The sequence below is a fragment of the Synechococcus sp. EJ6-Ellesmere genome (assembly GCF_024345875.1).
In the GTDB taxonomy this organism is placed as follows: domain Bacteria; phylum Cyanobacteriota; class Cyanobacteriia; order PCC-6307; family Cyanobiaceae; genus Regnicoccus_A; species Regnicoccus_A antarcticus.
The window spans coordinates 1-26,033 of record NZ_JAGQBY010000022.1 but is presented as its reverse complement, the minus strand read 5'-3'; the positions used below and the strand labels follow the sequence as shown (position 1 = coordinate 26,033).

General features: G+C 66.3%; 37 protein-coding genes and 1 pseudogene. 19 read left to right on the top strand and 19 right to left on the bottom strand.

Translation table 11 applies throughout. The features are described from left to right. Nucleotides 1-262: 262 nt before the first annotated feature. The 4 genes from KBY78_RS04030 (at nucleotide 263) to KBY78_RS04015 (ending at nucleotide 2,440) form a co-directional block, all read left to right on the top strand. Nucleotides 263-721, top strand: coding sequence for a secondary thiamine-phosphate synthase enzyme YjbQ (locus KBY78_RS04030; RefSeq protein WP_255142493.1), 459 nt, complete (start codon nucleotides 263-265; stop codon nucleotides 719-721). Between the two features lie 90 nt (nucleotides 722-811). Further along, a complete protein-coding gene (locus KBY78_RS04025; protein WP_255142492.1) occupies nucleotides 812-1,606 on the top strand; it encodes an SDR family NAD(P)-dependent oxidoreductase in 795 nt (264 codons plus the stop codon). 299 nt (nucleotides 1,607-1,905) lie between these two features. Beyond that, a complete protein-coding gene (locus KBY78_RS04020; RefSeq protein WP_255142490.1) occupies nucleotides 1,906-2,139 on the top strand; it encodes a DUF3136 domain-containing protein in 234 nt (77 codons plus the stop codon). 109 nt (nucleotides 2,140-2,248) lie between these two features. After that, nucleotides 2,249-2,440, top strand: a complete 192-nt coding sequence (locus KBY78_RS04015) for a hypothetical protein (protein WP_255142489.1) — start codon at nucleotides 2,249-2,251, stop codon at nucleotides 2,438-2,440. Between the two features lie 372 nt (nucleotides 2,441-2,812). Here the strand turns inward: KBY78_RS04015 and KBY78_RS04010 are convergent, their stop codons facing one another. The 3 genes from KBY78_RS04010 to KBY78_RS04000 form a co-directional block, all read right to left on the bottom strand. Continuing rightward, a complete protein-coding gene (locus KBY78_RS04010; protein WP_255142488.1) occupies nucleotides 2,813-3,112 on the bottom strand; it encodes a 2Fe-2S iron-sulfur cluster-binding protein in 300 nt (99 codons plus the stop codon). A 444-nt stretch (nucleotides 3,113-3,556) separates the two neighbouring features. Continuing rightward, nucleotides 3,557-3,802, bottom strand: a complete 246-nt coding sequence (locus tag KBY78_RS04005) for a DUF1830 domain-containing protein (RefSeq protein ID WP_255142487.1) — start codon at nucleotides 3,800-3,802, stop codon at nucleotides 3,557-3,559. A gap of 106 nt (nucleotides 3,803-3,908) precedes the next feature. Next, nucleotides 3,909-4,307 carry a hypothetical protein gene (locus KBY78_RS04000; RefSeq protein ID WP_255142485.1) on the bottom strand — a complete coding sequence of 133 codons (399 nt, stop codon included), beginning with the start codon at nucleotides 4,305-4,307 and terminating at the stop codon, nucleotides 3,909-3,911. Nucleotides 4,308-4,500: 193 nt separating this feature from the next. On the opposite strand from KBY78_RS04000, the gene KBY78_RS03995 reads away from it, so the two are divergent. The 5 genes from KBY78_RS03995 to KBY78_RS03975 all read left to right on the top strand — a co-directional run bounded on the left by KBY78_RS03995 (nucleotide 4,501) and on the right by KBY78_RS03975 (nucleotide 8,086). Then, a complete protein-coding gene (locus KBY78_RS03995; RefSeq protein ID WP_255142484.1) occupies nucleotides 4,501-4,719 on the top strand; it encodes a CP12 domain-containing protein in 219 nt (72 codons plus the stop codon). 87 nt (nucleotides 4,720-4,806) lie between these two features. Beyond that, nucleotides 4,807-5,502, top strand: coding sequence for a response regulator transcription factor (locus tag KBY78_RS03990; RefSeq protein WP_255142482.1), 696 nt, complete (start codon nucleotides 4,807-4,809; stop codon nucleotides 5,500-5,502). A gap of 124 nt (nucleotides 5,503-5,626) precedes the next feature. Further along, complete coding sequence (locus tag KBY78_RS03985) at nucleotides 5,627-6,490, top strand: galactose mutarotase (protein WP_255142481.1); 864 nt, start codon at nucleotides 5,627-5,629, stop codon at nucleotides 6,488-6,490. 79 nt (nucleotides 6,491-6,569) lie between these two features. Continuing rightward, nucleotides 6,570-6,797, top strand: coding sequence for a DUF3136 domain-containing protein (locus tag KBY78_RS03980; protein WP_255142480.1), 228 nt, complete (start codon nucleotides 6,570-6,572; stop codon nucleotides 6,795-6,797). Next, complete coding sequence (locus tag KBY78_RS03975) at nucleotides 6,794-8,086, top strand: glucose-1-phosphate adenylyltransferase (protein WP_255142479.1); 1,293 nt, start codon at nucleotides 6,794-6,796, stop codon at nucleotides 8,084-8,086. Before KBY78_RS03980 ends, KBY78_RS03975 begins: the two co-directional genes overlap by 4 nt. Nucleotides 8,087-8,116: 30 nt before the next feature. On the opposite strand, the gene KBY78_RS03970 is transcribed toward KBY78_RS03975, so the two are convergent. Further along, nucleotides 8,117-8,629, bottom strand: coding sequence for a cupin domain-containing protein (locus KBY78_RS03970; protein WP_255142478.1), 513 nt, complete (start codon nucleotides 8,627-8,629; stop codon nucleotides 8,117-8,119). Nucleotides 8,630-8,770: 141 nt separating this feature from the next. On the opposite strand from KBY78_RS03970, the gene KBY78_RS03965 reads away from it, so the two are divergent. The 3 genes from KBY78_RS03965 to KBY78_RS03955 are packed head-to-tail and all read left to right on the top strand — an operon-like array spanning nucleotide 8,771 to nucleotide 10,848. Beyond that, nucleotides 8,771-9,067: an AbrB/MazE/SpoVT family DNA-binding domain-containing protein gene (locus tag KBY78_RS03965; protein ID WP_255142477.1), complete on the top strand. Its 297-nt coding sequence runs from the start codon at nucleotides 8,771-8,773 to the stop codon at nucleotides 9,065-9,067. Further along, a complete protein-coding gene (locus KBY78_RS03960) occupies nucleotides 9,054-9,503 on the top strand; it encodes a type II toxin-antitoxin system VapC family toxin (RefSeq protein ID WP_255142476.1) in 450 nt (149 codons plus the stop codon). Before KBY78_RS03965 ends, KBY78_RS03960 begins: the two co-directional genes overlap by 14 nt. Nucleotides 9,504-9,507: 4 nt before the next feature. Next, nucleotides 9,508-10,848, top strand: a complete 1,341-nt coding sequence (locus tag KBY78_RS03955) for a DUF6880 family protein (protein ID WP_255142474.1) — start codon at nucleotides 9,508-9,510, stop codon at nucleotides 10,846-10,848. Nucleotides 10,849-10,894: 46 nt separating this feature from the next. On the opposite strand, the gene KBY78_RS03950 is transcribed toward KBY78_RS03955, so the two are convergent. The 11 genes from KBY78_RS03950 to KBY78_RS03900 all read right to left on the bottom strand — a co-directional run bounded on the left by KBY78_RS03950 (nucleotide 10,895) and on the right by KBY78_RS03900 (nucleotide 17,421). Next, nucleotides 10,895-12,109, bottom strand: a complete 1,215-nt coding sequence (locus tag KBY78_RS03950) for a hypothetical protein (RefSeq protein ID WP_255142473.1) — start codon at nucleotides 12,107-12,109, stop codon at nucleotides 10,895-10,897. Between the two features lie 568 nt (nucleotides 12,110-12,677). Continuing rightward, nucleotides 12,678-12,923 carry a helix-turn-helix domain-containing protein gene (locus tag KBY78_RS03945; RefSeq protein ID WP_255142472.1) on the bottom strand — a complete coding sequence of 82 codons (246 nt, stop codon included), beginning with the start codon at nucleotides 12,921-12,923 and terminating at the stop codon, nucleotides 12,678-12,680. Further along, entirely contained in the window at nucleotides 12,923-13,693 is a 771-nt protein-coding gene (locus KBY78_RS03940; RefSeq protein WP_255142471.1) for a BRO family protein, read from the bottom strand. The genes KBY78_RS03945 and KBY78_RS03940 overlap by 1 nt, the downstream gene beginning before the upstream one ends. Further along, nucleotides 13,690-14,007: a hypothetical protein gene (locus tag KBY78_RS03935; RefSeq protein WP_255142470.1), complete on the bottom strand. Its 318-nt coding sequence runs from the start codon at nucleotides 14,005-14,007 to the stop codon at nucleotides 13,690-13,692. The genes KBY78_RS03940 and KBY78_RS03935 overlap by 4 nt, the downstream gene beginning before the upstream one ends. Then, entirely contained in the window at nucleotides 14,007-14,600 is a 594-nt protein-coding gene (locus KBY78_RS03930) for a hypothetical protein (protein WP_255142469.1), read from the bottom strand. The genes KBY78_RS03935 and KBY78_RS03930 overlap by 1 nt, the downstream gene beginning before the upstream one ends. Then, nucleotides 14,593-14,838: a hypothetical protein gene (locus KBY78_RS03925; RefSeq protein ID WP_255142467.1), complete on the bottom strand. Its 246-nt coding sequence runs from the start codon at nucleotides 14,836-14,838 to the stop codon at nucleotides 14,593-14,595. The genes KBY78_RS03930 and KBY78_RS03925 overlap by 8 nt, the downstream gene beginning before the upstream one ends. Then, nucleotides 14,835-15,593 (bottom strand): hypothetical protein, encoded by a 759-nt coding sequence (locus tag KBY78_RS03920; RefSeq protein WP_255142465.1) that lies wholly within the window; start codon nucleotides 15,591-15,593, stop codon nucleotides 14,835-14,837. Before KBY78_RS03920 ends, KBY78_RS03925 begins: the two co-directional genes overlap by 4 nt. 90 nt (nucleotides 15,594-15,683) lie before the next feature. After that, on the bottom strand, nucleotides 15,684-16,403 hold the full coding sequence (locus KBY78_RS03915) for an XRE family transcriptional regulator (RefSeq protein WP_255142464.1): 720 nt from the start codon (nucleotides 16,401-16,403) through the stop codon (nucleotides 15,684-15,686). Nucleotides 16,404-16,481: 78 nt separating this feature from the next. Further along, on the bottom strand, nucleotides 16,482-16,646 hold the full coding sequence (locus KBY78_RS03910) for a hypothetical protein (RefSeq protein WP_255142463.1): 165 nt from the start codon (nucleotides 16,644-16,646) through the stop codon (nucleotides 16,482-16,484). After that, a complete protein-coding gene (locus tag KBY78_RS03905; protein WP_255142462.1) occupies nucleotides 16,646-17,023 on the bottom strand; it encodes a VRR-NUC domain-containing protein in 378 nt (125 codons plus the stop codon). The genes KBY78_RS03910 and KBY78_RS03905 overlap by 1 nt, the downstream gene beginning before the upstream one ends. A gap of 155 nt (nucleotides 17,024-17,178) precedes the next feature. Further along, nucleotides 17,179-17,421: a type II toxin-antitoxin system Phd/YefM family antitoxin gene (locus KBY78_RS03900; protein WP_255142461.1), complete on the bottom strand. Its 243-nt coding sequence runs from the start codon at nucleotides 17,419-17,421 to the stop codon at nucleotides 17,179-17,181. A 107-nt stretch (nucleotides 17,422-17,528) separates the two neighbouring features. On the opposite strand from KBY78_RS03900, the gene KBY78_RS03895 reads away from it, so the two are divergent. Then, entirely contained in the window at nucleotides 17,529-17,795 is a 267-nt protein-coding gene (locus tag KBY78_RS03895; protein ID WP_255142460.1) for a type II toxin-antitoxin system Phd/YefM family antitoxin, read from the top strand. Here the strand turns inward: KBY78_RS03895 and KBY78_RS03890 are convergent, their stop codons facing one another. The 4 genes from KBY78_RS03890 to KBY78_RS03875 all read right to left on the bottom strand — a co-directional run bounded on the left by KBY78_RS03890 (nucleotide 17,796) and on the right by KBY78_RS03875 (nucleotide 20,032). Continuing rightward, nucleotides 17,796-18,194: a type II toxin-antitoxin system VapC family toxin gene (locus KBY78_RS03890; RefSeq protein WP_255142458.1), complete on the bottom strand. Its 399-nt coding sequence runs from the start codon at nucleotides 18,192-18,194 to the stop codon at nucleotides 17,796-17,798. A gap of 32 nt (nucleotides 18,195-18,226) precedes the next feature. Then, nucleotides 18,227-18,499 carry a FitA-like ribbon-helix-helix domain-containing protein gene (locus tag KBY78_RS03885; RefSeq protein ID WP_255142456.1) on the bottom strand — a complete coding sequence of 91 codons (273 nt, stop codon included), beginning with the start codon at nucleotides 18,497-18,499 and terminating at the stop codon, nucleotides 18,227-18,229. Nucleotides 18,500-18,572: 73 nt separating this feature from the next. Continuing rightward, complete coding sequence (locus KBY78_RS03880; RefSeq protein ID WP_255142455.1) at nucleotides 18,573-19,733, bottom strand: helicase-related protein; 1,161 nt, start codon at nucleotides 19,731-19,733, stop codon at nucleotides 18,573-18,575. Beyond that, a complete protein-coding gene (locus KBY78_RS03875) occupies nucleotides 19,694-20,032 on the bottom strand; it encodes a DEAD/DEAH box helicase family protein (protein WP_255142454.1) in 339 nt (112 codons plus the stop codon). Before KBY78_RS03875 ends, KBY78_RS03880 begins: the two co-directional genes overlap by 40 nt. 103 nt (nucleotides 20,033-20,135) lie before the next feature. Here KBY78_RS03875 and KBY78_RS03870 point away from each other — a divergent pair, with 103 nt between their 5' ends. The 6 genes and pseudogenes from KBY78_RS03870 to KBY78_RS03845 form a co-directional block, all read left to right on the top strand. Next, nucleotides 20,136-20,333, top strand: a complete 198-nt coding sequence (locus tag KBY78_RS03870; RefSeq protein WP_255142453.1) for a ribbon-helix-helix protein, CopG family — start codon at nucleotides 20,136-20,138, stop codon at nucleotides 20,331-20,333. A gap of 15 nt (nucleotides 20,334-20,348) precedes the next feature. Beyond that, nucleotides 20,349-23,060, top strand: coding sequence for a primase-helicase zinc-binding domain-containing protein (locus tag KBY78_RS03865; protein WP_255142452.1), 2,712 nt, complete (start codon nucleotides 20,349-20,351; stop codon nucleotides 23,058-23,060). Between the two features lie 290 nt (nucleotides 23,061-23,350). Further along, nucleotides 23,351-24,040, top strand: coding sequence for a hypothetical protein (locus KBY78_RS03860; protein ID WP_255142451.1), 690 nt, complete (start codon nucleotides 23,351-23,353; stop codon nucleotides 24,038-24,040). 124 nt (nucleotides 24,041-24,164) lie between these two features. Beyond that, on the top strand, nucleotides 24,165-24,533 hold the full coding sequence (locus KBY78_RS03855; RefSeq protein WP_255142450.1) for a hypothetical protein: 369 nt from the start codon (nucleotides 24,165-24,167) through the stop codon (nucleotides 24,531-24,533). A 4-nt stretch (nucleotides 24,534-24,537) separates the two neighbouring features. After that, complete coding sequence (locus tag KBY78_RS03850; RefSeq protein ID WP_255142448.1) at nucleotides 24,538-25,059, top strand: hypothetical protein; 522 nt, start codon at nucleotides 24,538-24,540, stop codon at nucleotides 25,057-25,059. Then, nucleotides 25,056-26,033 (top strand): annotated as a pseudogene (locus KBY78_RS03845) (terminase); the annotation flags it as partial. The gene KBY78_RS03850 and the pseudogene KBY78_RS03845, both read left to right, overlap by 4 nt.

Here is a 26,033-nt window from a genome sequence, read left to right as displayed (position 1 = left end):
CCGCCGCTGGGGCTGCACCGAGGGACGGGGGCCGTTGCAGTGGCACCTCGAGAACGTGGAGGCCCCCATCACCGGCTGGAGCCGCCGCAACCTTCGCGTGTAGTGCTCAGCGGCGTTCCGCCTTCCAGTCGTCGACCTTGCAGTCCGTGCCGCCAACAGACTCATCAGCTGAGGCAAGAACCCGGCACCCCGCCCTTGCCTGAGGTTCAACCCCAAGGATCGATACTGCCTTTCAGCCCACTGCAGGCACCTGCCGCCGCCGATGGCCCAGCTCCTGCATCACCGCCTTCATCTGCAGACGGCCGGCTCCTTCTGCTGCCACGACATCACCCCAGAGCTTCAGGCCCTGATCGATCGCAGCGGGATCAGCGACGGCCTGCTGGTGGCCGTGGGCCAGCACACCACCACCGCTCTTGCCCTCAACGAGAACGAGCAACGCCTGCTGGCCGACATCAAGCGCTTCTTCCTCGAGCTGGCACCGCCGGATCGCCCCTGGCTTCACAACGATCTGGATCTGCGAGCGGGCATCCCACCGGATGAACCACGCAATGCCCATGCCCACCTGATTGCCCTGATGCTGGGCAACCAGCTCAGTCTGCCGGTGGTGGATGGCCAGCTCGGCCTCGGCCGCTGGCAATCCGTGCTGCTGGTGGAGCTCGACGGCCCGCGCCGCCGCGAGGTGCTGCTCACCCTGCTGGCCGGCCAACGCAACGACCTCTGAATCCGTTTCGCTCCAGGAAGGGCCAACCGCCTCCATCCATTCAGCTCATCGCCGGCGTCATGGTGCAGACAAGAGTTGAGACCAGGGCCCATGCCTGAAGCGAGACGTCCCCAGGCTGAGCCGCCATCCTCCCTGGCGACTTATCCCAGCCTGAGAGATCGCCGGGTGGTGATCAGCGGTGGCGCCAATGGCATCGGCGCAGCGATGGTGGCCGCCTTCGCCGAGCAGGGCGCCCAGGTTGCTTTCCTGGATGTCGATACAGCGTCAGCCCTGGCCCTGATCCAGCAGCTCGACGGTTGCCGCCATCGTCCGCTGTTCCGATGCTGTGATCTGCAGGATCTGGAGGCTCTGCGCAGCACCCTCACTGAGCTGGCGACGGCCATCGGAGCACTGCAGGTGCTGATCAACAACGCGGCCCGGGATGATCGCCATCAGCTCGAAGACGTCACCCCGGAGCTGTGGGATGAGCTGATCGGCGTCAACTTGCGACACCAGTTCTTCGCCAGTCAGGCCGTGCTTCCGGCCATGCGGGATGCCGGCAGCGGTGTGATCATCAACCTTGGTTCGATCACCTTTCTGAAGGGATTCGCCGACCTGCCGGTGTATGTGACGGCCAAGGGCGGCGTGGTAGGGCTGACCCGGGCCCTGGCACGCGAGTGGGGAGCCCATGGCGTGCGGGTGAACTGCATCATCCCGGGGTGGGTGCTCACCGAGCGGCAACAGCGGCTCTGGCTGACACCGGAAGCCGATGCTGAACGCCGCAGAACCCAATCGCTCAAGGACTGGATCCTGCCGGAGGATGTCGCCCGCCTGGCACTGTTTCTGGCCAGCGACGATTCCCGCATGTGCACGGGCCAGAACTTCGTGATCGATGGAGGCCGCTAGCAGGCAGGACCGGACGCAGGAGTCTGAAGCTGGGTGGAAGCCATTGACCAGGCGGCGATCAGCAGCACCAGCCGATCCCGATCCTGCACTGCCTAGACCAGTCGCATTCAGGCGGTGCGGAGCGCGATCGTGTAGCGATCGATCGAGCCCCGCAAGGCCTCGGGGTGGAAGGCCAGCTCAGGGGGCAACCAGGCTCATCCACAACGGCTCAGGCTCATCACGTCGAGATGTGAATCAAGGGCACGGGCACTGATGGGCGGCTCCTTGGATGGAGGAGCGATTGACCGCAGGCACGTTCGATGGCGAAGGCAGCAGATCCAGCCCCATCCCTGACTGTGGGTGAGCTGGAAGCCAACTATGCACTCTATTGCAAAGCGATGCGGATCCTCGCTCGGGAGGGCAAAAGTGCAACCAAGGCCCGCCGCACCGTCTGCTGGCAGCGGCTGGAAATGCTGCACCACTGCCTACCTAACCAGTATCGCGATCCCGACTATCTCTATCTGCTCCTGTCTCGCGAGCGGGCGACATCCTGACGGTCCCTCGACGATCCTCACCAGGTGGCGGTGATTGCCCCCTTTTGGGGGCATCACCGCCAGGCCCAGGCGACCGACACTGGAACCATCAAAAGCAAGGACGTTCGCCATGGCGAACCCGACAATCACGATCAACGCCAGCAGCTGCCTGGGCCGCACCTGCATGAAATGGGGCATGGATGGCGAACTCTCGGCCCTGGACCTGGACCTGGTGATGGAGCGCCTGGCCCAGGTGGATCAAGATGTGGCCGCCCTGCGCCAGGACACCCTGAATCGCGAACCCTGTCCCTCGCTCAGCTGAACGTCCGTCTCGCCAGGATGCAGAACGACACCGTGCGGATCACAGCCTCGGGATCGTACCCATCCGGGGGGATCGCTCCGCACGGGGAAGCCTCCACACTGAAAGCTTCCGGCACGGCGTCAGCCATGGCCAACGGCTCAGGCTCTTCCCTCTCCCGCCCCATGGCAAGAAAGGATGACTCGCAAGGGGGGATGGATGTTCAGATGCTGATGATGATGACGCGTCAGTGGGAAGCCGATGGCGCCTGTCTGCTGAGGCCTGCCATCCATCCAGCCTGGCCGAGCGAAACAACTCCATGCGGGTAAGTCATATCGTTCAAATTCCCGCTGAGTAACTCCCGGGCCACGAAGCGATCTGACCCACTGCCGTCAGTCAATACAGGGCTTCTTCGGCATGGGTTTCGATGGTGCAATCCGATGTGGGGAAGGCCACGCAGGTGAGCACGAACCCGGCCGCGATCTGGTCCTCATCGAGGAAGGCCTGATCCTCCTGGTTCACGGTGCCACTGATCAACTTGCCGGCACAGGAGGAACAGGAGCCAGCGCGGCAAGACACGGGCAGATCAATGTCCTGATCCGCCGCCGCATCGTAGATCGACTGATTGTCACCGCAGTCGATGGTGCGGTTCAGTCCCTCGTTGGCGTTGACGAGCTTGACTTTGTAGGTGGCCATGGCAGCAGGGCGGGCAAGGGGGTCCAGCCTGGACCGGTTCGCTGCTCAGCCTGCTGCGGCACGGTGCCGGAGGCCCAGTCCCCATCCGGGGAGGATTTGCCCCCGCTTGGGGGGCGCCGCCGCCAGGGCTGTCGGCCGAGAGTGACGACCTGAGCAGGGATCTGGGCAGGCCGATGGAGACGATGCTGAGCGAGCTTGTGTTGGTGGCCTTGTTGCTGGCCGTGGTGGTCCTCTCGGGCAGGGTCTGAGCCCCAACGGCTGGAACAACCTGCTGGCCCGTTGAGCGGTAGCGAGATCGGGAGCACGCAGGGAACATGCCCCTTCAGGGAACGGATGGCGATCCCCCGGCTTTTCACCTGGTGGCCGGCATCCCGGTTGGTGGAGACACGGACGTTCGTCCCTCCAAGCCGTAGGAAAATGCTGAGGCCCCGCGGTTCTCCTGGGTCAGCCCCCGTCCGGGGGCACAACCTCGGCTGGCAGCAGCAAATCTTCCGCGTTGATCGAATCGAGTTGCTCCGCTCCAGTGAGGCCATGGGTCCAGATGTCGACTCGGCTGTGTGGGGGACAGCGAAACAGCCAATCCTCAAACGGAAAGACCACCTTCTCCTGGAAGAAAGTCTCCGGACCGATACAACGCAGGATCACCATCTGTCTGCTGGTGTTGCGATAGAGGCAGGTGCCCGTCGGCATGGTTGGCAGCAGTGGCCTTCACACTGCCGCTCAGGCTGCCCCACAACGGTGACGAATCGGACCGGTTCGCCCATTGTCCCCAGATGGGGGCAGGGCCAACCGGCGATCAGGGCCAGGCGATGAAGCTGACCGGCTCATATTTCGCGATCGTGATCCGCCAGGCCCTGATCGCCAGGCCCTCCAGGCTGCTAAGGAACGCCGCCGTCTCACCACCAGAGATCCAGTTCGCCTTGAGCAGGGGCAGCTGTTCGCTCATCAGCTCCAGCGGAAGTTCCACCAGCAGCAGGCTGGCCTCCCCAGCGGCCCGTTGCAGAGGGCCCTCCTCGCTGCGCTGCCAGAGTCGCAGCAGCAGTTCCAGCGCCAGGGTGCGACCGTCATCGCCGGGATCGCCGGGATCGACGGCATCGGCAGCTTGGGCTGACTGGGATTTACCGGTGAGCGGTAGCGCGCGCTTGCCCCCAAACTCCACCAGGGCCAGGGCAACGAGATAGGGAGCGTCGGCCATGGATTCGATCCTGCGAGGCCGCACCACCCTGCCGGATCAACGGACGCCGACACGATGCTGGCCCGCAGGATGAGCAGAAATACCTGAAAAAGGCAGACGTTGCCCAGCGATCGGCGGGTCGGGTATCCCGTCCAGGGATTCGGCAGGGTTACATTCACCAGGCCAATTCGGGCCCCCGCTGGGGCCGTGTGCTATGGCCACCATCGGAGACCAGCTCCAGACCTATCGCTCTGCCCTCACCGAGGCCCAGTCGAAAGGTGAGCAAGCGATCGCCCGCAAGATCCAGCAGCAGATCAGGGAACTGGAGGAGTTCCAGCAGCGCCACCCCGAGGAGGCCGAGGCGCCATCTCCCTTCGAGGTGTTCTGCGACCTCAACCCCTCCGACGTCAACTGCCGCGTCTACGACGACTGAACCGCGATCGGTTCGATGGCAGGCCTCTCAGCTCCTAGGGTTGCCCCTGGCTCACTTCGCTTCCCAGCCAGAGGCAACCGCTGGAGCATGGATCTCACGCCCTTCCTGGCCACTGCCGACAAGGGGACCCATGAAGAAGGCCTGGAATCGATCGAGATTCCAGGCCGCGTCGCCGTTGCGGCGAAAGGCCGCTTTTTGCTGCGGGCCTTGTGCCGGACCTTCGGGGGGTATTCCCGAATCACCTGTGCCGTCACCGATCAGGAGTCCTGCCTCGAGTATCTGGCTGCGGAAGCCGACGATCCCTACGAGCTGCTGGTCTGCACCGATTACCTGGAAAGCGGCAACGGTTTCGATCTGGTGCGAGAGGCCCGCCAGCTTCATCCGAAGCTCCACGCCGTGATCCTGGCGCTGGGGGATGTGATTCCTGCCGAGTGCATCGAGGCACCGTGGCTGGAAGCCGTTGTCGCCGAGGCGGACTTTGTGGACGATCAGCAGCCACTGCAGGCCGCCGTGATGGCCGTGCTTGGCGGGCACTCCTACCGCAGCTCCTCCCTGCGGACGGGCATCCTGCCCTACCTGAGCTGTCCCAGGCTCACCCCCCGCGAATATGAAGTTCTCGACCTGCTGGCCAGTGGCCTCAGCGACCGGGAGATCGCCAAGCGTCTTGTGGTGAGTGATGAAACCGCTCACACTTACACCAAGCGGCTACTGCAAACCCTCAACGTGCATAACCGGCTCCAGGCCGTTCTGAAGGGAATGCGCTGCGGCATGGTTCAGATCTGAGCGGCCCCAACCACCTGGTCCCGATCGCCAGGGGTTGGGGGCTCCGCACTGTTCCCGGTTGGGGGCATCCCTTCCTGGCTGGTTGCAGCAGATTGACCGATATTCCGGCCCGGAAGGCCACTTCATGTCCCTGATTCAGCGTGAAACTCCCTATCCCCACTGGGAGTTCAGCGATCCTGACAGCGGTGATCTGCTGCGGGTAGTGCCCGAACGCGGGGGTCTGATCAGCGGCTGGCGTTGCGCTGGCCACGAGGTTGTTTACCTCGATCTCGAGCGCTTCCTCGACCCAGCCCAATCGGTGCGGGGAGGCTTCCCGGTGCTCTTCCCGATCACCGGAGGCCTGCCGGACAACCGGCTGCCCCTGCCCCAGGGTGTGTTCAACCTCGGCCAGCACGGCTTTGCGCGCCAGCTGCCCTGGCGCCTGGAAGCGCTGGCGGATGGAGCTGGCGTGCAGCTGCAGTTGGGCGACACCGAGGAGACCTTGAAGTCCTACCCGTTCAGCTTCCTGCTCACCATGGAGGTGCGGCTGGCACCCGGGGCGCTGGAGATCACCACCATCGTGGAAAACCGGGGCACCGACACGATGCCGTTCAGCTTCGGGTTGCACCCCTACTTCAACCTCTCCAGCCTGGAGGGCGTGCGCATCGAGGGGTTGCCGGCCCAGTGCCTCAACCACCTCACCATGGAGGACACGTCCACGGCGGATCAGATGGAGAAGCTGGCCAGCGGCATCGACCTGCTGGTGCGGCCCACGCGTGCGGTGCGGCTGGTGGATGGGGCCGCCGGAACCAGCCTCGAACTGCAGCTGAGCCACCCCCTTGATCTGGTGGTGCTCTGGACGGAGCCACCGCGGGCGATGGTGTGCATCGAACCCTGGAGCGCACCGCGGCAAGCCCTGCTGAGCGGTGACCGCAAACTCGAGCTGCGCCCCGGCACCAGCACGAGGCTCCAGACCCGCTATGCGTTCACGGCGACCCAGCGCGCATGAGGATCGATTGCCCCCAAGCGGGGGCTTCGCCCAACCGGGCGGCTGATTGAAGATGCGGGGCGTCCGAAACGTTGCTGCCATGAGCCAGGCAACCTTCACCACCGCCCTCACGATCGGCGAACTGGAAGCCAGTTTTCATCTGTACTGCAAGGCCCTGCGCATCCTGATCCGGGAAGAAAAAACCATCGAGCAGATCCAACGCAGCGTTTGCTGGCATCGCCTGGCGAGCCTGCATCACTGCCTACCTCGGCAGTACAAGGATCCCAACCACCTCTATTTCCACCTCAAGCGAGAACTCAGCACGTGAAGCGTGTTCTGGCGATCATCCTCGGAGGCGGAGCCGGCACCCGGCTGCAGCCCCTCACCCTCACGCGGGCCAAACCGGCGGTGCCGCTGGGCGGCAAATACCGACTGATCGACATCCCGATCAGCAACTGCATCAACTCCGGCATTCTCAAGATCTACGCCCTCACCCAGTTCAACAGTCAATCGCTCAACCGCCACCTCAGCCTCACCTACAACCTCTCCTCCGGTTTCAGCAGCGGCTTCGTGGAGGTTCTGGCGGCCCAGCAGACCCCCGACAGCCCAAGTTGGTTCAGGGGCACCGCCGATGCCGTACGCCAATACCGCGAGCTGTTCGAGGCCTGGGATGTGGATCAGGTACTGATCCTCTCCGGTGATCAGCTCTACCGGATGGATTACGAGGCCTTCGTGGCGGCGCATCGGGCCAGCGGTGCCGCGCTGACGGTAGCGGCATTGCCGGTGGACAGCTCGGTGGCAGAAGGTTTTGGATTGATGCGGACCGATGCCACAGGGCGGATCCGGGAGTTCCGCGAGAAGCCCAAGGGCAAGGCCCTCGAGGCGATGCGGGTCGACACCGGGGCCCTGGGCCTTTCGGCCAGCGAAGCGGAGCGCCGCCCTTTTCTGGCCTCGATGGGCATCTATGTGTTCGAGCGGGACACCCTGTTCAACCTGCTCGCCAGTCATCCGCAAGCCACCGACTTCGGCCAGGACATCATTCCGGCCGCCCTGGCCAATGGCCAGCCGCTGCAGAGCTATCTGTTCGATGCGTACTGGGAAGATATCGGCACGATCAAGGCCTTCTACGACGCGAACCTTGCCCTGGCCGATGAGCAGCCCGCCTTCAGCTTTTACGACGAGCAGGCCCCGATCTACACCCGGTCGCGCTATCTACCGCCCAGCCAGATCCGCGAGGCTCGGGTGCGCCGCTCAGTGCTCAGCGAGGGCTGCCTGCTCGATCGCTGTGTGATCGAGCACTGCGTGCTGGGCCTGCGCCTGCGGGTGGAGGAGGGCGCCGTCCTTGAGGACACGCTGGTGATGGGGGCCGATAGTTATGAATCGGAGGCTGAGCGCGCTCTGGTGCGCTCGCGTGGTGGCGTGCCGCTCGGGATTGGGGCAGGATCAGTGGTGAAGCGAGCGATTCTCGACAAAAATGTGCGCATGGGCACCAACGTGCAGGTGATCAACAAGGATCGGGTGCAAGAGGCTGACCGCAGTGAGCTGGGATTCACCATTCGCAGCGGAATTGTGGTGATCGAGAAGAACACAACTGTGGTCGATGGCACGGTCATTTAGTGGCCCGCATGCTCACAGCGATCAGCATGTTCAGGGCGTTGACGCCTCGACGATGTCGACAACGATGGCTCGCACCGGTTCGCTGGTTTCATTGCGCCACCAGTGGGTGACGCCGGTGGTTTCAAAGGCCGCTTCCCCGGCCTGCAGCACCACTGGGGTGTAGCCGGGCCCCCGGCGTTCCGTGAGGAGTCCCTCCAGCAGATAGGCCACCCCGGGCCGGCTGTCATGGCGGTGCAGGCCGATGTGGCCGCCGGGGGCGATGGTGATCTCCCGCAGGCGCAGCACCCGCCCCTGCAGGGCGCTGAAATCTCCCACCAGGGGCTGGCTGCCGAGGCTGCGCACCGCCGAGACCCCAGCGTTGCTGGTGGGGGCATCGGCTGCCGCAGCCGAAGGGCCTGACAGCCGCTCCGCCTCCGGTAGCACCGCCAGGGGATGGGCCACGGCCGAAGCGACGCTGCCGATGGCGCTGATGGTCAGGGTCATGGCGGCCATCAGGGCCACCGGAGACCTCGACGGGGCTGCAGGAGTCAGAGGCTTGGGCATGGCTGTAATCAGGCTGGGTGAAAGCTCGGGTCCTGGCCACCATCACCGGCTGGAGCCGGCGGCATCTCCGGCGCTGAACCACTCAAACCGGCTGTAGAGTCGTGTATCTACAACAGGCCGACCGCGGCCGAGCTGGCTTCTTTGGCGCAGTCCCAGCCCAGTGACCATTCTGTTGATGCCGGCCGGCACTTCCAGCAGGCGATCCGCCGCTGGGGCAACAGCCTGGCGGTGCGGCTCCCTGCCGATTGCCTGCGTCAGGCCGGCCTGCAGGAAGGCGACCAGATCGAGATTGTCGTTGGGCCCGATGGCCGGCTAAGCCTTGAGCCCCTGCAGCAACTGGATCGCTCTGCTCTTGCTGCCGATCTGCGCCAGTTGCAGGCCACCATGCCCCTCACCCCATCGGTGATCGAGGAGTGCCGCGCCGGTGAGCGCTGGTGATGGTGTGCCATCAATGATTTACCTCGACACCAGCGTGGTGGTGGCCCTGCTGACCCCGGAAGAGCGCAGCCCCCTGGCGCTGAACTGGTTTGAGCAGTGCCGCGAACCATTGATCAGCAGCGACTGGCTGATCACCGAGACCCACAGCGCCCTTGGCATCAAGCAGCGCCAGCATGGCCTCAGCCAGGAGGCGCGAGCGGCCGCAGGAGAGCAGTTCGAGCGACTGCTGCAGGGCGGAGTTCAGCTGCGTTCGCTGGACCGCGGTCGCTTTCGCCAGGCAGCCGAACTGCTCCAGGATCCGACCCTCGGCCTGCGGGCCGGCGATGCGTTGCACCTGGCGGTGGCGCTGCACAGCCGCTGCTCCCATCTGGCCAGCTTCGATGGGCGGATGCAGCAGGCGGCCACGGCGCTGGGTCTGAGCCCTGCCCTGTCGTAGAGCAGTGGCCAGCAAGCGCACCCTCAACGCCAAGAACCTGGAAGCCCTGGGTGCTGCAGCGCTGGCGGAGCTGTTGATCGAGGTGAGCGGTGGCAACGCCGTGATCCAGCGGCGGCTGCGCCTTTCCCTGGCCGCTGCCGAAGGAATAGAAGGCGCCGTTCAAGAAGTCCGCAAACGCCTGACCGCGATCGACCGGGCCAGCACCTTTGTGGATTCGGCCAGACGCAAGGCCCTCGTGGCCGATCTGGAGGCGCAGCTCCAGGCGATCATCGGTCCGATCGCGGCCGGTGATCCCAAGCAGGCATGCGATCTCTTGCTGCGTTTCCTTGAACTCTCCGAGGGTGTGCTGGCGCGCAGCTCTGATGGCACCGGCGCGGTGATCGGGGTGTTCGAGCGGGCCGCCGAGCAGCTGGGTCCTCTGGCCCAGGCCGCCCAGCTGGAGCCGGAAACACTGGCGCAACATTCCGCTGAGCTTTTGGCCGAGAACACGTATGAGCAGTTCGATGCGCTGGTGCCAGCACTGAAAGACGCCCTGGGCGACTGGGGCCTGAAGCTGCTGGGGAGCTACTGCCGCCAGCACGGCGCCAGCGACGGCAATCCTCATCTGCTGCAGATCGCCGTGGCCCGCGGTGATGTGGATGGCTACCTGACCCAGTTCACTGCGGAGGATCTGCGCTGGCGCGATATCGCCGCCACCGTGGCCCAACACCTGCTGACGTCCGGGCGGGCGGAGCAGGCCCTGGAGATCCTCGATGGTGCGACAGAAGACGCCGCAGGTCTTGAGGATTCGCAGTGGCACGACAGCCGCATCGCCGTGCTCGAGGCCATGAATCGCCAGGCGGAAGCGCAGGAGATGCGCTGGAGGTGGTTCAGCAGGACCCTCTCGATCCCGCACCTGCGCGACTACCTGAAGCGCCTTGAAGACTTTGAGGATGTGGAAGCGGAAGAGCGGGCCCTGCAGGTGGCCGAGCAGCACCCGATCAGCCTGCTAGGCCTGCACTTCCTGGTGGAATGGCCGGCACTGGCCCGCGCCGCACGTCATGTGCTGGCCCATGAGGACGAGTGGGAAGGGGATGCCTACACGATTCACAGCGCCGCCGCGGAACGTCTGAGTAAGGACTATCCACTCGCCGCCACGCTGCTGTTGCGGCCGATGGTGTTCTTCGCGTTGTGGATGGGGCGAGCCAAGCGCTACCGCTACACCGCCGAGCACCTACGCAGCTGCGAGCAGCTGGCCGCTCGCATCGACGACTGGCAGGGGCATCCCGATCACTCGGCCTACGTGGATCGCCTCTACGACATCTATGGGGCGAAGCGGGGGTTCTGGAAGCTGGTGGAGCGATGAATGATCTGATCGATTCTGAATCGCGACCCATCGAGAAACACAAGCCTCAGCCGGTTTTGAGCTGCTCCATCCGCTGGGCAGCCCGCTCAAATGCTGCATCCACTTCATCGTCTCCGATCCAGCGGCTGTAAGCGGCGAGGTGGGTTTCAAGGCTATGGCCCATGGCAGCCGCCACAAACTTGGTGGGCAGCATCGGGCAGAGGGTGTGGGCGCGGTGCGCATAGGCATGGCGGCAGGAATAGAGCACCAGCTTTTCTCCTTCTGCCTCATACCGCTGCCGAAGTTCAGTCCAGAGTTCACGGCGGCGCATGTAGAGGCCCATGGCATCGGCTCCGAGCCCGGGTTTCATGGGCGGCAATCGATCGGCTTGGTAGTTGGCTTCAAGGTTCCACTCAGCTGCCCAGCGGTCGCAGGGCAACAGCCGGAGCGGCCTGGGTTCGGTCCTGCCACGACTGGAGATCTTCGAGTAGGTGCACCACAGTCGCCCACCACGAAGTTCGAGGTGCTGCAGTTCTTCCGGTCTGAGCCCATAGGCGGAGAGCAGTTGAAAGGCATACCGCCACCTCGTGTCGGGGATCACCTCCACAAGGGCCAGGATCTCCCCAACGGCAAGCGGCGTCGTGACGGCAGCAGCCTCCCGCTTCCGTCCCACATAGGGACTGAGATCCAGCGGCGGTGCCCACTCAGCCGGCAGGCGGCCCGTATCGACTCCCCAACGCAGGATCGCGGCGGTCTGCTGCACCTGGAGTTGCCGACCCCGGCAACCAGGCTGGCTGGCCCAAGGAGCCGTGATGGCCTCCAGCAACTGCACAGGCGTCTCGGCTCGATCAACTGCAGCCAGGATCACCTTCATGCGCCGGGCGTAGATGTTGGTCCACGTCGTTGGCTTGATCTCGCCACTGCCCAGCTTGCGCTCACGGAACGCTTCGATCAAGGCGGACCAGTTGATGGCCCCAGCGTTGCTGATGCCTGCTTCCGGCTCCCCCGCCACGGCTTCGATGGCGACCTCTATTGGCTGGCCGGCGACAAGGCCGCGATAGATGGCGAGGGCTGCTTCTCGGATCGCATCAACATTCTCTGGTGCCCAGTCGATCGACAACGGCACCTGCCTGCGGCGGCCATCGCCCAGGGCCTCGGAGATATTGACCCGGGCCTTGCCCCGCTTCTCATTGACCGTGATTCCGGAGCGGCAGCCCTCCTGGGAGAGGCTGTGGGAGAGACCAGCCCTCAGGACCGTTACCCAGGCACTCGGGCGGGGCATGGGAGAGATTCTGGGAGAGATTCCGCCCCACAGGTTGGCATGCAGCGGCATGGACTGCCAAGAGTTGGCAGGGTGGAAAGCAGTGCTGGCAATGCTTTTTGGGCAAGATCCGAGACTGCTCCTGGCTTCGCAAAATGACCAAAAAGCGAGCTTTGGGAGCACTAGGTCGCAGGTTCGAATCCTGTCGCCCCGACTGACTTTTCAGGGATTGGCCAAGGGCCATGTGAGCAAACAGGTGAGCAAATCGCCGCTTTGCTCACGCGTTCTCCGGGTCGCCCCCTCCAGTCCCCGCCTGGGAATTTGGCTCTGGCGAGCCCGCTGAGTCATGGCTGACCTGTGGATCGATGATCTGCTCAACCTCGGCCTGGGCGGGCCTTCCAGGACTGCTTGGAGCGGGGACGTGAGCAAACCCGGAGCAAAAGCTGGTGCTGGATCGGGGTGTTACCGCGCCGGCAGGACCAGGGCCCAAACAACAACCCGATCACGCAACCCGGTCCCCGATTAGAGGAGAGGGGGACGTGATCGGGTTCAGGACAGTGCCTGCTGATCCCGTGGGGTCGCGACGCTTTTATTGCCTCAGGTGGCGCCGGCTCCAACCGGTGATGGTCGCCTCAACATTCTCAAGGTGCCACTGCAACGGCCCCCGGCCCTGGGTGCAGCCCCAGCGGCGGTAGTGCTTCCCGGGTTGCAGTACCCCCCGCAGCCGCAGCTGGCGGAGGGTTTCGCGGCTCATCCCCAGCACTTCGCAGGCCTCGGCGGTGCTGACCCAAACCCGCTGACGCCCAGGTGTGGATGTAGTTGTCTGGCTATCCATCAGCAGAGCTCCCGCACCACGTCGACCACGGCAGGGTTCCAGAGGATCTGGTACCCGCTATGGCCATGGCGGCAGTAGGGCATGGCCTCGGCCCACTCCTGCCTCCGATCCGTGAGTTCCCATTCATCAAGGGCGTTGCTGAGCTGCAAGCCAGAGGCCGCCAGGTGCTGGTTCATCACCCGGGCCGACATGCCCAGCCGACGCCCAAGCTGGGTGGCATTGAGAGAACAGATGGGCTCCTCAGCTGCCGGCAAGGCCCAACGCAGGGTGTCGACCGCGAGACCGGTGTTCTCCTGGATGCAGGTGAGCGTGGCGGCCATGGCGATGCCGGGCTTCACGCCGGGGACTTTGGCCACGGCCTGACCGATCACCAGCAGTGCGCCGACGCTGTCCTGCTTGTCCGCTGTCAGGGCCGCTGGCGTGGGTGCGACGCCGGGCACGGTGTAATACCCCCTGGGGCGGATCGCCGGCAGTACCTCGTGAGTGACCCACCGCTTGAAGCGTTGGGCCTCCTTCTTACGGCTGCCCATCACCAGGTTGTAGAGGCCAGGCTCATTGACGATCGTCATGGCCTGCTCGCTGCCAGGTGTATGAATCGAACTCACACCCTTCTCATCGGCATCAAGACGCTCCAGGGCCTTGCGGTCGAGGGCCAGCGAGGCGAGCAGATCGGCGGCCACGAACCAGGGTTCCTCCAGCTCATCGGTGATGACCCGGACCTGGCGTCCCTCGTAATCAAAGGGCACCAGCGAGGACGCGGTGTTGTTCATCGGTCTGAAGACGGTGTGACGTTGAAAGGCCCACCGGCGGCAGTGCCGGCATCGGGGCGGAAGACGTTGGTGGCTGTGGCTGGAGTCAGCCGCTCCTGCACGGGCCCGGCGATGACCAGCAGGAGGGTGCTCAGTTGGAACACCAGGACCAGCAGCAGCAGCCGGTAGATGCACCGCAGGCTGCTGATCGTGACGGTGGTGGTGGGCCGGCGGGTGCGGCAGAAGGCCGGCAGCTGGGGCTTGCCCCTCTGGGGTTTGCCCCCCTGGGGCCGGCCGCCGCCTACACCGCCGCGGACGCTATGGAGGTGCGTCATCAGAAGGGTGCCTCCTCGTCGACATCGGCGGCCCAGTCACTGGAGCCGGAGCCGGTGGATGTGTTGACCGCGGAGTAGCCGTCGAGCTCGTCGAAGCCGTCGGTGGGATCGACCTGCTCGTAGGGCACGAACTCGACCACCTGGACGGCCCTGGGCTGGAAGGTCATGCCGCAGCCGTTCTCGCCGTCCCAGTCGTAGATGTCGAAGGCGACGATCACCTTGGAGCTGTTGCCGATGGCGGCACCATCCCAGGGCTGCTTTCTCGCGTCGACGATGCGGGGGCCCTCGGAGAGGGAGCCGTCGCGCCGCTGGAACTGCGGGATCTTGAAGCGCACCACGGTGAGCTCGCTGGGCTTGTCCTTGTCGGCCTTCCAGGGGAAGCCCTTCTCAGCTCGGCGCTTACGGCTGCCGTGCAGGGCGATGAATTGGTCCTCCATCCCCAGCAGGAAGGCCTGGGCCTTCTCGTCGGCGTTGGGAAGGAGCAGATCACAGGTCCAGGCCAGCGGTTTGCTCCGATCGAGCTGATGGCGGGGGGTGATCAGGTGGGCCCAGCGCACCGTGGCGAGGGGCGTGCGAAACAGGTCTTTAGCCATGGGCTGAATCGGTGGAAATGGGGTCTTGATCGAAGGGAGGAAGCGGTGGCAGGCCAAAGCGCTCGCGCAGCAGGTGGTGCACCGCTCCGCTGGCGGAGAGGTTGCGGGCCTCCATCAGCTCGCGGATGCGCAGGTAGACGTCGGTGCGCACCTGGGTCTGGATGAAGTGGCGGCCGGCCAGTGAGCGGGGCTGCTCCCCATAGCGACGGGGCGGCCTGGGGCGATGGCTGCTGCTCATGCGGCTGGCGGCGAGGGAACGTTCTCCAGCGCCGGGCCCTGGAGTTCCTCGAGGAAGCGCTCGATGAAGTCGCCGTGCTGGCGCTGGCTGATGCGATCACCGATCGAGCGGGCACTGCGCGGCACCTGGAAGTGCTCGCGGAAGGCATTGGTCAGCTCCCGGCGGGATGCCTGCGGCAGATCCAGCACGCGGCGGTGATAGCCGCTGATCTCCTCCGGCTTCAGGGGAAGTAAGGCTGGATCGCCGCTCCCATCGGGGGTGCCACCACTGCTGGCCTGGGCCTGGGAGCGGGCCTGGGTCTGCTGGTCTGGTGCTTCCGACTCGCCATCGGGCTCTGGCCGACCCGCAGGCAGCAGTGAGTCTTCAGGCTTGCCGGACACACGCTGCTCCCCATCAGAACAGGGCTCCGTAGTCCTAGCCTGCGTGGACACAGGAATGCCCAGCAGCAGGGCCAGCATCAAGCCGGTCATGTCCGCCAGAACGCTGGGTTCGTCAGCCCAGGCCTCGCTGCTGAGCTCGGCGCCGGCGGCATGCCTCACCGTGACCTGCAGTCTGGGCCGGCCGTGCTGCTCGCCCAGTTGGGCGGACCAGCCGATGCCCTGGCGGAAGGCAGGGCGGGCAGCCTGCGCGACGGCACCCAGGTCGGGGGAGGAGATAGCGGATACCTCGGCCTGAAAGCCGGCCAGGGCGTGGGTGAGCTGTTGCTCAGGGGGGTGATGACACTGGGCCTCCAAGGGCCTGGACGTTGTGACCATGGGGAATCAGATCGGGCGGATGCCCGCTGATCCGGATCTTAGGGCTTTCCATTGGAAGCCGCATTAGTAGTGGCTGTTAATTCCTAGCCATCAGGCCGAGACTGGCTTCTTGCCCTTGCTGTTGCCGGGCTTGCGTGGCTGGCGGTTCGCGGCCTCCCACTGGTCCAGCCAGCGCTTGGGCTGATAAGAGTCCCCCTCGACCCAGAGGGGAGCGAGCTCCTCGGGCTTGTAGTCGCCAAACCCCGTGAGGACCGCATAGAAGCGTTTGCGGTGCTCCTCGCTGGCTTCTGCCGCCAGGGAGTTGAGGGCGTCGCTGGGTTCGAGACCGCAGTCGTCGACCACGCGGCGCATCTGGTTGCGCCACTTGCTCGAGAGTTCCGTGGCCTTGCGTTGGCCGATGGTGGGGGCCGGTGTGGTGCGGAAGGCATCCGGCACCTCGCGCAGACCGCAGTAGCAGGCCCAGAATTCCAGCGGCGTCCAGACCGGGCAGTCGTTGTCCCCGAGAGGAACGGCGCCCTCGAGCTTCTCCTTGATCGCCTGATCCTTCACAGAGCCCCAGTCCTGGTCGGCGATGCGGCGGTTGAGTTCTCCCAGCTGCCAGAAAGCCTTCTGTCGCAGCTCGCCGGCCTTGCCCTGCTCGATCACCGAGAGGTTGCCGTAGGAGATCGTCTCGAAGCCCACCTCTTCCGCCCAGCTGCAGGCGGTGTACTGGGTCCAGCCGTTGCCCCGGCGCCAGTTGAGCAGCATGCGACCGAATGCAGCGCGGTTCTCCTCCTGGTGCTCAAGCAGCTCCGCGTAGGTGACGACCACGATCTGAATTCCGAGTTCTTAGCGGGAAGCTAATACAAACTTGGCAAGCGCAGCCAGAGCCTGTCATGCCTTGGTATGTCAGGACCGGTCATAACCAAGCCTGTTGAGGATGTGCTTGGCCTGCTGGCCAGTGATCACCTTTCCTGTCTTCACCTGCAATCTCAAAGCCAGGGTGTAGGGGTGCTCGCCGGGGTGGGCCTGGGCCAGCCGCCTGAGCCGCCGCTGCAGTTCTGCCGGATCCATCAGCGGCAGGACTGCGTGTGACTCCTCTTGGCGAGCGCCTGCTCGGCCTCTTCGACGGAGCGGCAGACGGCCGCCACACCACCGAGCTGCTCGACCAGCTCCAGAAACGCCCGCTGCTCAGGGCTGACGACACCGTGAGGCGTCTTGACCTCCAGGGCGGCGAACTGGGCGATCCGCTGGCCCACCAGCTCGGGGGTGACCACCAGCGAGCGCAGGCCGATCAGGTCGCTGCTGCCCCTGCACAGCCCGAAGCGCACGAAGCGCCCCTGCTGATCGACCAGGGCGCCGGTGTTGTTGCGCCACAGCCGCACCGGACCCCGGCCGCAGGCCAGGCGGATGCGCTGCTGGATCTCGTGTTCACTGGGAGAGGAGGCCATGCCTCCTGTTGCCGGACTGGCCGCCGGCTATCGGCATGTATTGGGGGTTTCGCGATTACTTCCCACGTATTGGCTGATTCGGCTTGGCAGCCAATGGATCGGGCAGCCACTGCTGGCCGGGCGTAGTCGGCGGCATCTTCAGCTGAGCCGTCAGGTCACCAGAGCGGTTCGCTGCTTAGCTCAGCCACCTCGGTGGCCATGCCATCGAGGATCGACTCGCGCATCCTGGGAATCGAGACCAGATGCAGAGTTTCCTGGATGGCATGCCAGTCGTCTTCCGACAGCAGCACTGCATTGCCCCGGTTACCAGTGATCAGCACCGGCTCGTGGGACGTCCTCGCCTCGACAATGAGGGCGTCGAGGCGTTCGCGAGCTTCCTGCGCTGACACGGTGGTCATGGCACCTCAGGTACACAGTCCAAAGCGTATGGGGGGTTCGACGAACTGCGCCGGCCATGTCGCCACCAGAACCGACCTAGACATGGACATCCAGATGGTCAGTGGCCATGCTCAAGGTGACGGTGGCGGAGGCCAAGGCCCGGCTCTCAAGCCTGCTGGATGCGGTGCAGGCCGGTCAGGCGGTGCAGATCACCCGCCGCGGCAAGGCCATCGCTGAGCTGGTGCCGCACCGCGCGGTGCGCGACCTGCTTCCCCAGCTCCAGGCCCTGCGCGACTCGCTGCCTCAGCAGACCTCCAGCGGTGTGGAGAGCATCAGGACCATGCGCCTGGATACAGAGAGCTGGGGGCAGCTCAGGCCAAGTCCCAGGGATTGATCAACTCCAGGCCGATATCGGCGAAGTCGGAGACGTCTCGGGTGGCCAGTGGAACCCCCCGGTCCAGCGCCGTGGCCGCGATCTCGCATCGGCCGTCGCCATCGGCCGGGCCAGCCGTTCGCGACGCCACAGCAATTCGCCGTACCAGTGGGCCGCTTCGCTGGTGAAGGGCCAGACCCGGCCGGTGAACAGCTCGGCCGCCAGCGAATCCCAGCTCTGCTGGAGTTGTTGTTTGCGCCGTCCATCCGGTAGCCGGGCCAATCCGTGCAGGATTTCGGCTTCGTTCATGGCCGTGATCGCCACCCCCTCTGGATCGAGGGCATCAGCCCAGGCCAGCACTCCCGGCTCTGGTTGCGGACGCATCAGCTCCGAGATCACGTTCGTATCGAGCAAGATCACTGCGAACTCTCCCCTTGTTGGATCTGTCGTCCTCAGGGCTCCAGGTCCGCTGCGCTGCCGAACTGGGCTGGGGTAGGCAGGGAGGAACGCTCAGGCAGGTCCAGCTCCACGCCGCCGAGCTGGGCAAAGTGTTCATGGATGCGACTGCCCAAGCCCTGCGCGGTTGCGGCGGGCTGCCGGGCTTCGATGGCGGATCGGAGGATCGTGCGGGCCTCCTCCTCCATCGATCGGCCGTGGCGGGCGGCCTGAATGCGGAGTTGCGCCTTGATGCGCTCGTCGAGGTTGCGGATCGTGAGGGTGGCCATGGACGAGTCCCGATTGCACTGACAGCACTGCTGTCAACGCTAAGGCCGGGGGCGGTGCTCACTAACCCATCGCCTAAGCACTGCGCTGTCGGGCCGCCCAGACGTGCCTGGCCCAGCCGCTCTTGTAGCCGCGCTCCTGCTCCCGCTGCTGCAACTGCTCAAACGTGCGGCAGCCGGCTGACGGTGAACGCCGCCGTGGCCGCTGCTGCTGAGGAGCCTTGGGCCGGGGGCGGGCTGAGCCGGTGATTTCGACCAGCTCGCCATCGAGCTGCTGTAGCCCCCGCCGCTGCTCATCGCGCTCGCCTGTGAGGAACAGGTGGCCGCAGTCGGGACACTGCTGGGTCGCGCTGGGGCAACTGCAGAAACAGAGCGGGCAGTCCTTGATCGGGATGGAGACACCTTCCCGGCGCCGCCTTCCGGCCAGGTTCCACTCCCGATCATCTGTGGGCAGACCGTGGCGGTGGGCGTTGCCGACGTGATCGAGGATCACCGCCTCGTGCTTGCCAGGTGCGGGCCGCAGGGCGCGGCCGACCATCTGCAGATAGAGGCTGAGGCTGGCGGTGGGGCGCATCAGGATCGCGCCGCCCACCGAGGGGATGTCGGTGCCCTCGGAAATGATCATGCAGCTGGTGAGCACCTCCACCTCCCCGGAGCCCAGCCCGGCGATCAGGCGCCTGCGTTCCTCTGCTGGGGTGCTGCCGCTGACAGCAGCAGCGCGGATGCCATCGGCGCGGAACGCAGTCGCCATCTGCTCGGCGTGCTCGATGGTGCAGCAAAAGCAGATCGCCGTGGCCGGGTGCAGCCGGCGCCGGTAATGCGCGACGGCATCGCCGATGGCGGCCCGATCTCCAAAGGCGTGGGCCGCCTGCTCCAGATCGAACTCCCCCATCCGCTGGCGGAGTTCGGGGCTATGCCCCTCGGGGTCCTGCCCCCCGGGGCTGTTCCCCTGGCTGTTGCGGACGCCTGGCCAGGAGAAGACTTTGGGCCGGGCCAGCCAGCCCTGGTCCACCAGCCAGGCCGCTGAAGGCCCCAGCACCAAGGCTTCAAAGAAGCCGCCCGCCTCAACGCCCAACCCTTTGCCATCGAGCCGCTCTGGGGTCGCGGTCTTGCCGATCAGATGGGCGCCTGGCCAGGCGTTGATGATCCGGCCCCAGATGTTGCCGGCCACCAGGTGGTGGGCCTCGTCCTGAATGATCAGATCCGGCGGCGGCAGCAATGCCAGGCGCCTGGCCACGGTCTGCACAGAGCCCACCGCGACCTGCCGGCCCTGCAGCCGGTGGCCGGGTCAATCACGTCGGGCTCCAGCCCCCAGGCCCGCACGGTGCCAGTGAGCTGCTCGATCAGCTCAGCCCGGTGGGCCAGCACCAGCACCCGCCGGCCCTTGCCGGCAGCGCCGCGGGCGATCGCGCCGATCGTCTGGCCCTTGCCGGCGCCGGTGGGCATCACGGCACACACCCGTCGGTGGGCCTTGAGGGCGGCGCGGAGGTCGGCCAGCAGCTGCCGCTGGTAGTCGCGCAGGACGATCTGGGCCATGGAGAGGACAGCAGGCTTGGCACTGAGCGACACAGCTCAGCAAGGTTCAGGTTATCAAGCCTTGCCCTGTGCCCTTAGGCTGCACTGCAGATTCCTGGCTGATATGGCTTCCTTTGCTCCACCTCTGAGCTTCTCGATCACCGAGGAGCAGTTGGCTTGGCTTGACCAGCGACGCCGCCACGGTGCCCTCAGCCGCTCGGCGGCGCTGCGGCAGGTGCTCGATGCCGCCATCGCCGCGGAGCAGGGGGGTGCCGGTGGGCCTTCTCCGGCTCTCCTGGCCACGGTCGCTGCCCAGCGTTGATCTGAGGCGACACCCATGGCAACCGACCTGATCACCGCGGCTACGGGCCGCTGGTGCGAGATCCTCAGCGCCCTGGCCGGGCTGGGGCCCGAGCAGCTGTGCAACCGCCATCAGCCCTGCCCCATCTGCGGCGGCCGGGATCGCTACCGCTTTGACGACAAAGACGGCAGCGGGTCCTGGTTCTGCAACCAGTGCGGCGGCAAAAACCACCTGGGGGGCGCTGGCTCGGGGATGGACCTGCTGATGCGGGTGCGCCACTGGAGCTTCCGCCAGGCCTGCCAGGAGGTGGAGAGCTACCTGGGTCTCGTGCCGGAAGCGGATGTCCGTCATCGGCCCCAGCCCGCTGCCTCTGCCAACGGCTCCTGCGGCAGGCCGGCAGCAGCACCAGCTGCAGCGACTGGGCTTCCCGGCCATGGCGGCCGGCCTTGGCGGCAACCCGAGGTGCCGCCAGCCGATGCCCCGCCGCCAGCCCTGGCTCAAGGCGCCATCGCCCAGTGGTGCTACCGGGACGCCAGCGGCGCGCAGCTGTTCTGGATCCAGCGCCTGTGTGGCGGCCGCAGCAGCCGTAAGGCCTTCCTGCATCGGGTGTGGCTTGATGGTGGCTGGCACCGGCCCAGCCGCCGTGACCCCTTCTCATGTGAGTGGCCTGCGCCCAGGCCCCTCTACGGCCTGGCGGGCCTGAGCCAACGTCCCAACGCTTCGGTGCTGGTGGTGGAGGGTGAGGGCACAGCCGATGCCGCAGCGCTCCTCTTCCCGGAGCAGGTGGTGATCAGCTGGGTCAACGGCACCAACGCCATCGCCAAGACCGACTGGAGTCCGCTGGCGGGGCGATCGGTGACGCTCTGGCCCGATGCCGATGCACCGGGCCGCAAGGCGATGACGCGGCTGGCCGCTCTGCTCGCCCAGCAGGGCTGCCGCCTGCGGCTGGTGGAGCCGCCAGCCGATCTGCCCCAGGGTTGGGATCTGGCCGATGCCGACTGGGGCCCCACCCAGGCGGCCGAACACCTGCAGCAGTGGCTGAAGCCATGGCTCAACCCGGAGGATCACCAGCTCAGCGGCATAGAGGTAGAGGAGGCAGGCGACACCGCAACGCCGGCAGCCGAGGCTCAGGCCACCGCACCCTCCAGGGCTCCATTTCAGTGCCTCGGCTACGACGGTGAGGCCAGCTACTACCGCTCCGGCCGCAGCGGCCAGGTGCTGCGCCTGGCCCGCTCCGCCCACACCGCCACCCACCTGGTGGCCCTGGCGCCGCTGCGCCACTGGGAGACCCTCTACCCCAGCCGTACGGGGGTGAACTGGGCGGCGGTGGCCAGCGACCTCTACGAGAGCTCGATCGCCGCCGGTCTCTTCTGCCCGGAGCGCATCCGCGGCCGCGGGGCCTGGTGGGATGACGGCCGGCCGCTGCTGCATCTCGGTGATCGCCTGGTCACCCCGGACGGTGATCAGCCGATCACGGCCCCCTTCCGCTCGCGGTTCGTCTATCAGCGCATGCCCCGCCTTGATGGGCCCGGTGATGTGGCGCCGCTTTCGGTGCAGGAGGCGGCGGTGATCGTGAGCATCGCCAACCGTTTCCGCTGGGATGTACCGGCCTCCGGCACCCTGCTGGTGGGCTGGGTGGTGCTGGGCCCGATCTGCGGCTCGCTGCGCTGGCGGCCCCACTGCTGGCTCACCGCCGGCGCCGGTTCAGGCAAGAGCGCGATCCTCGATCGCTACGTCACCCCACTGCTGGGGGACTTCGCCCTGCTGGTGAGCGGCTCCACCACGGAAGCGGGTCTGCGCCAGTCGATCGGCTCTGATGCGGTGCCGGTGGTGTTTGACGAGGCGGAGAGCAACGAGCGGCCGGATCAGCAGCGCATGCAGGGCATCCTGGCGTTGGCGCGGGTGGCCAGCAGTGAGAGCGGCGCCGCCCTGCTCAAGGGTTCTCCCAGCGGTGAGGTGAGCCGCTATCGGGTGCGCTCGATGTTCCTGCTCAGCTCGATCGCCACCGCCCTCAAGCAGGGGGCCGACCACAGCCGCTTTGCCCAGCTCACCCTGCGCAACCCCACCGATCTGCCCAAAGCCGAACGCGAGGCCCACTGGGCTGGGTTGGATCGGGACCTCGAGCGCCACATCACCCCTGAGCTGGGCCGACGGCTGATCGCCCGCACCGTGGGCCTGATCCCGATGATCCGTCAGGCCGGCGGGGTCTTCACCCGCGCGGCAGCGCGGCATTTCGACTCCCAGCGACTCGGCGATCAGTACGGCACCCTGCTGGCGGGCGCCTGGTCACTGCTCAGTGATGTGGCCCCCACAGAAGCGGAGGCCGAGCTCTGCATCGCTTCCCACGAGTGGGAGAGCTACAGCCAGAGCAGCGAGCTGGCCGATGAGCAGCGCTGCCTGCAGATGATCCTGCAGTACCCCGCCAGGGTGGAGTGCGCCGATCGCACCGTGACCCGCACCATCGGCGAGCTGGTGGAGCTGGCGGCCCACCAGGCCCACGACCTGGAGATCAGCGCCGAGCTTGCGTCCCAGACCCTGGCTCGCCAGGGACTCCGGCTGGAGCAGGACCAACTGCTGGTGAGCAACACGGCCCAGCCGATCGGAGTGATCCTGCGGGAAACGGCCTGGGCCCATGGCTGGTCGGTGCTGCTGCTGCGCCTTAGTGGCGCCCAGCGCCGCGGTCCGGTGCGCTTCTGCGGCGCCGGCATGGTCACACGCGCGGTGGCCATCCCCCTGGCGGTTCTCTGAGCGCCCATGTCCTTGCGACAAGCGCCGGAAACACCCTGCAGTTATGGCCAGACCAGCTGCAGTGCAGTCGATCACGGTGGCTGTAACAGCGTGACGGTTTGGCTGGGGGGAGAGACACCCGCCTACTCACACCCCCCGATTCACCCCATCTCCCTGACTCCCTGCTGCTTGCTAATGCCTTTATCGATAGAAAGATGGTTACTCAAGCGGGGGCTGCTCCAGATCTCTGCTGCCGAGCGGGATCTGGGGCGTGACGCGCTCTGTCACGCCGGGTTGCTGGTGCAACGGCCATGCTGACCACCAGCACCTGGCTTGATCCCATCCCCGGCCTGTGGCGGGATGAGGCGGCCCACCGCTACTGGCTGGGCGATCACCTGTTCCCGGTGTCGATCACCGGCGTGCTGGCCCATGGCCTCAGTGCCACGGCCCGCCGGGCGATCGAGGCCACGCGGCCCGTCTGGGAGCCGCGTGGGGTGACGGTGCATGCGGCCCTGGAGCGCTACAGCCAGGCCCGCTTCCTGGTGGGCTGTGGCCAGGCCGATGCCCTCCTGGCGGTGGAGGAGCTGCCGGGGCATCACGCCTACCGGGACTGGATCCTGCCGCTGCTGCAGCTGCCGCTCTGGGAGGAGGTGCAGGTGATCGCCAGCGAACGGCTCAGCTGCTGCCTCAGCCGCAATGTGGCTGGTGCCTTTGACGGCGCCTACATCTCACCGGCCCTCAGTGAGCACCGGGGCCGCGAGGTGCGGGTGCTCTACGACCTCAAAACCCTCTCGGCCCATGGCCGCCCCTACTCCACCGCCGCCCAGCTGGGGGGCTACATGGTGCTGGAGGCCGCCCAGGGGAATGTCTACGAGCTGGGCCAGACGATCTGGAGCAAGCCGGGCGAGGCGTTGACGAGCACCTTCTACAGCCGGGAGAAGTGCCTGGCGGCCTGGGCCGCCGCCTGGAGCCGCTACTGCCAGGCCCACAGACCCTTCTGAGCCTCAACCAGCACCCATTAGGAATTAACAGCTGCTGTGATTGCGGCTCAAAGAGCAGAGCCCATACAGTGAGCTGATCGCCAGGCTCCATTCCCCTGGCCTGCTTGTTACTGTGTCGGCCGTCATGACCATCGCCCCTGCCGCCGCTGATGCCGCTGTTCCGGCGGCGGAGCCAATCGAGGCCCTGCTCGATGCCGTCACCGCGCTCAAGGCGCAGCAGAAGCAGCTGGAGCAGGAGCTCGAACCCCTGCTCGAGGCGCTCAGCGCGGCGATGGACGCCGGTGAGCTGGATCCGGCGTTCTCGCACAACGACTGGGCGTTCAGCCACAACCCGGGTCGGCTGAGCTACGACTTCCCCTTGGCTGTGCAGCAGATCGAGCAGCAGCTCAAGGCCGCCCGTGATGTGGCGATCCGGCAGGGCAGCGCCACCGAGAAGCGCGGCAGGCCCTTCTGGGCCATCCGAGCGCCCAAGGCACAGGCCCTGCCGTTCTGAGCCGATGCCCTTGCGCTCCCACTGCCAGGTGCCTGCCGATCCGGTGGAGGACCTGCGCTGCGCTGCCAGCGCAGAAGACGACAACGGCCAGCCGCTTTATGAGCCCACCGATCCCGCTCGGCCGATCGGTCATGCCAACCCCCCACGCCGCCCGAAGGGCATGGCGGCCCAACGGCCACCGAGGCCCTCGCGGCTGGAGGTGGAACGGCGCGTGGCCGAGGCTCAGTTGTGGATCGCCCAGCGGATTCCACTGGCCCTGATCTACGAAAAAGGTCGTGAAAGCTGGGGGGTGAACAACAGCCAGACCATCAATCGCTATCTGAACCTCGCCCGCGAGCGGATGGTGGAAGAACTCATCTCCGACCGGCGCCGCCACCAGGCCGAGCAGATCTTTGCCCTCAACGACTGCGCGCGGCGGGCCATGGACGCCGATCAGTTTTCAGCGGCCGTCGGCGCCTTCCGGGTGATCGCTGAGATCGGCGGCCTGCTGCGGGCGCCGATCAAGCCACCGGAGAGCCGACCTTGAGTTCGCCTGCCGCCGCAACTGCTGGCCTGCTGCTCGATCCAGCCACCGACCTCTGGGCCGACTGGGGCCTGCTGGGCGTGCCTGATCCACATCGGCAGCAGCGGCGCCACCTCCAGCAGGCCTTCCGCGATTTCATCGTGGCCGCTTATCCCGGCTACGCCTTCCACACCTGGGCCGAACGCCTGATCGCCCTGCTGCAGCGCGTGGCCGATGGTGATCTCAACCGTCTGATCGTCTGCTGCCCGCCGCGGCTGGGCAAATCACTGCTGGTCTCCAAGCTGTTCCCCGCCTACTGGGTGAGCCGCTACCCGCAACGCTTTTGCGCCATCGCCTCCTACTCGGCGGAGCTGGCCTATGCCCACAGCCGTGAGGCGCGGCACTACTACCGCACCTGCGGCCATGCCCTCTCCAAGGACTCCACCGCCGTTGGCAACTGGCTCACCCCCGAGCGGGGCGGCTGCATCGCCGCCGGGGTGCGCGGCCCCTTCACCGGCAAGGGCTATGCCCTGGGGATTATCGATGACCCCTACAAGGGTCCGGAAGACGCCAACTCCGCCGGCCAGCGCCAGAAGCTGATCGAGTGGTTCAAGTCGGTGTGGCTCACCCGCGCCGAACCGGCCCCCGAGGGGCCCTCGCACCGGGGTCCTGCAGGGGCCGCCCAGGTGGTGGTGCTCACCCGCTGGCACCAGGACGATCTGATCGGCTGGCTGCTGGGGCAGGAAGCGGGCGACGCGCCCCAGCACTGGCATGTGCTGAATCTGCCGGCCATCGCCGAACCCAAGCAACAGCAGCTGGTCTTCCCGCCGACCTGCAGCGTGGAGCCCGACTGGCGCCAGAGCGGTGAGGCCCTCTGCCCGCAGCGGTTCCCGCCCGCAGAACTCGAGCAGATCCGCATCCGCGCCGGCAACTACTGGTGGAACGCCCTGTACCGGCAGCGACCCTCACCGGCGGAGGGGCTGCTGTTCCAGCGCTCC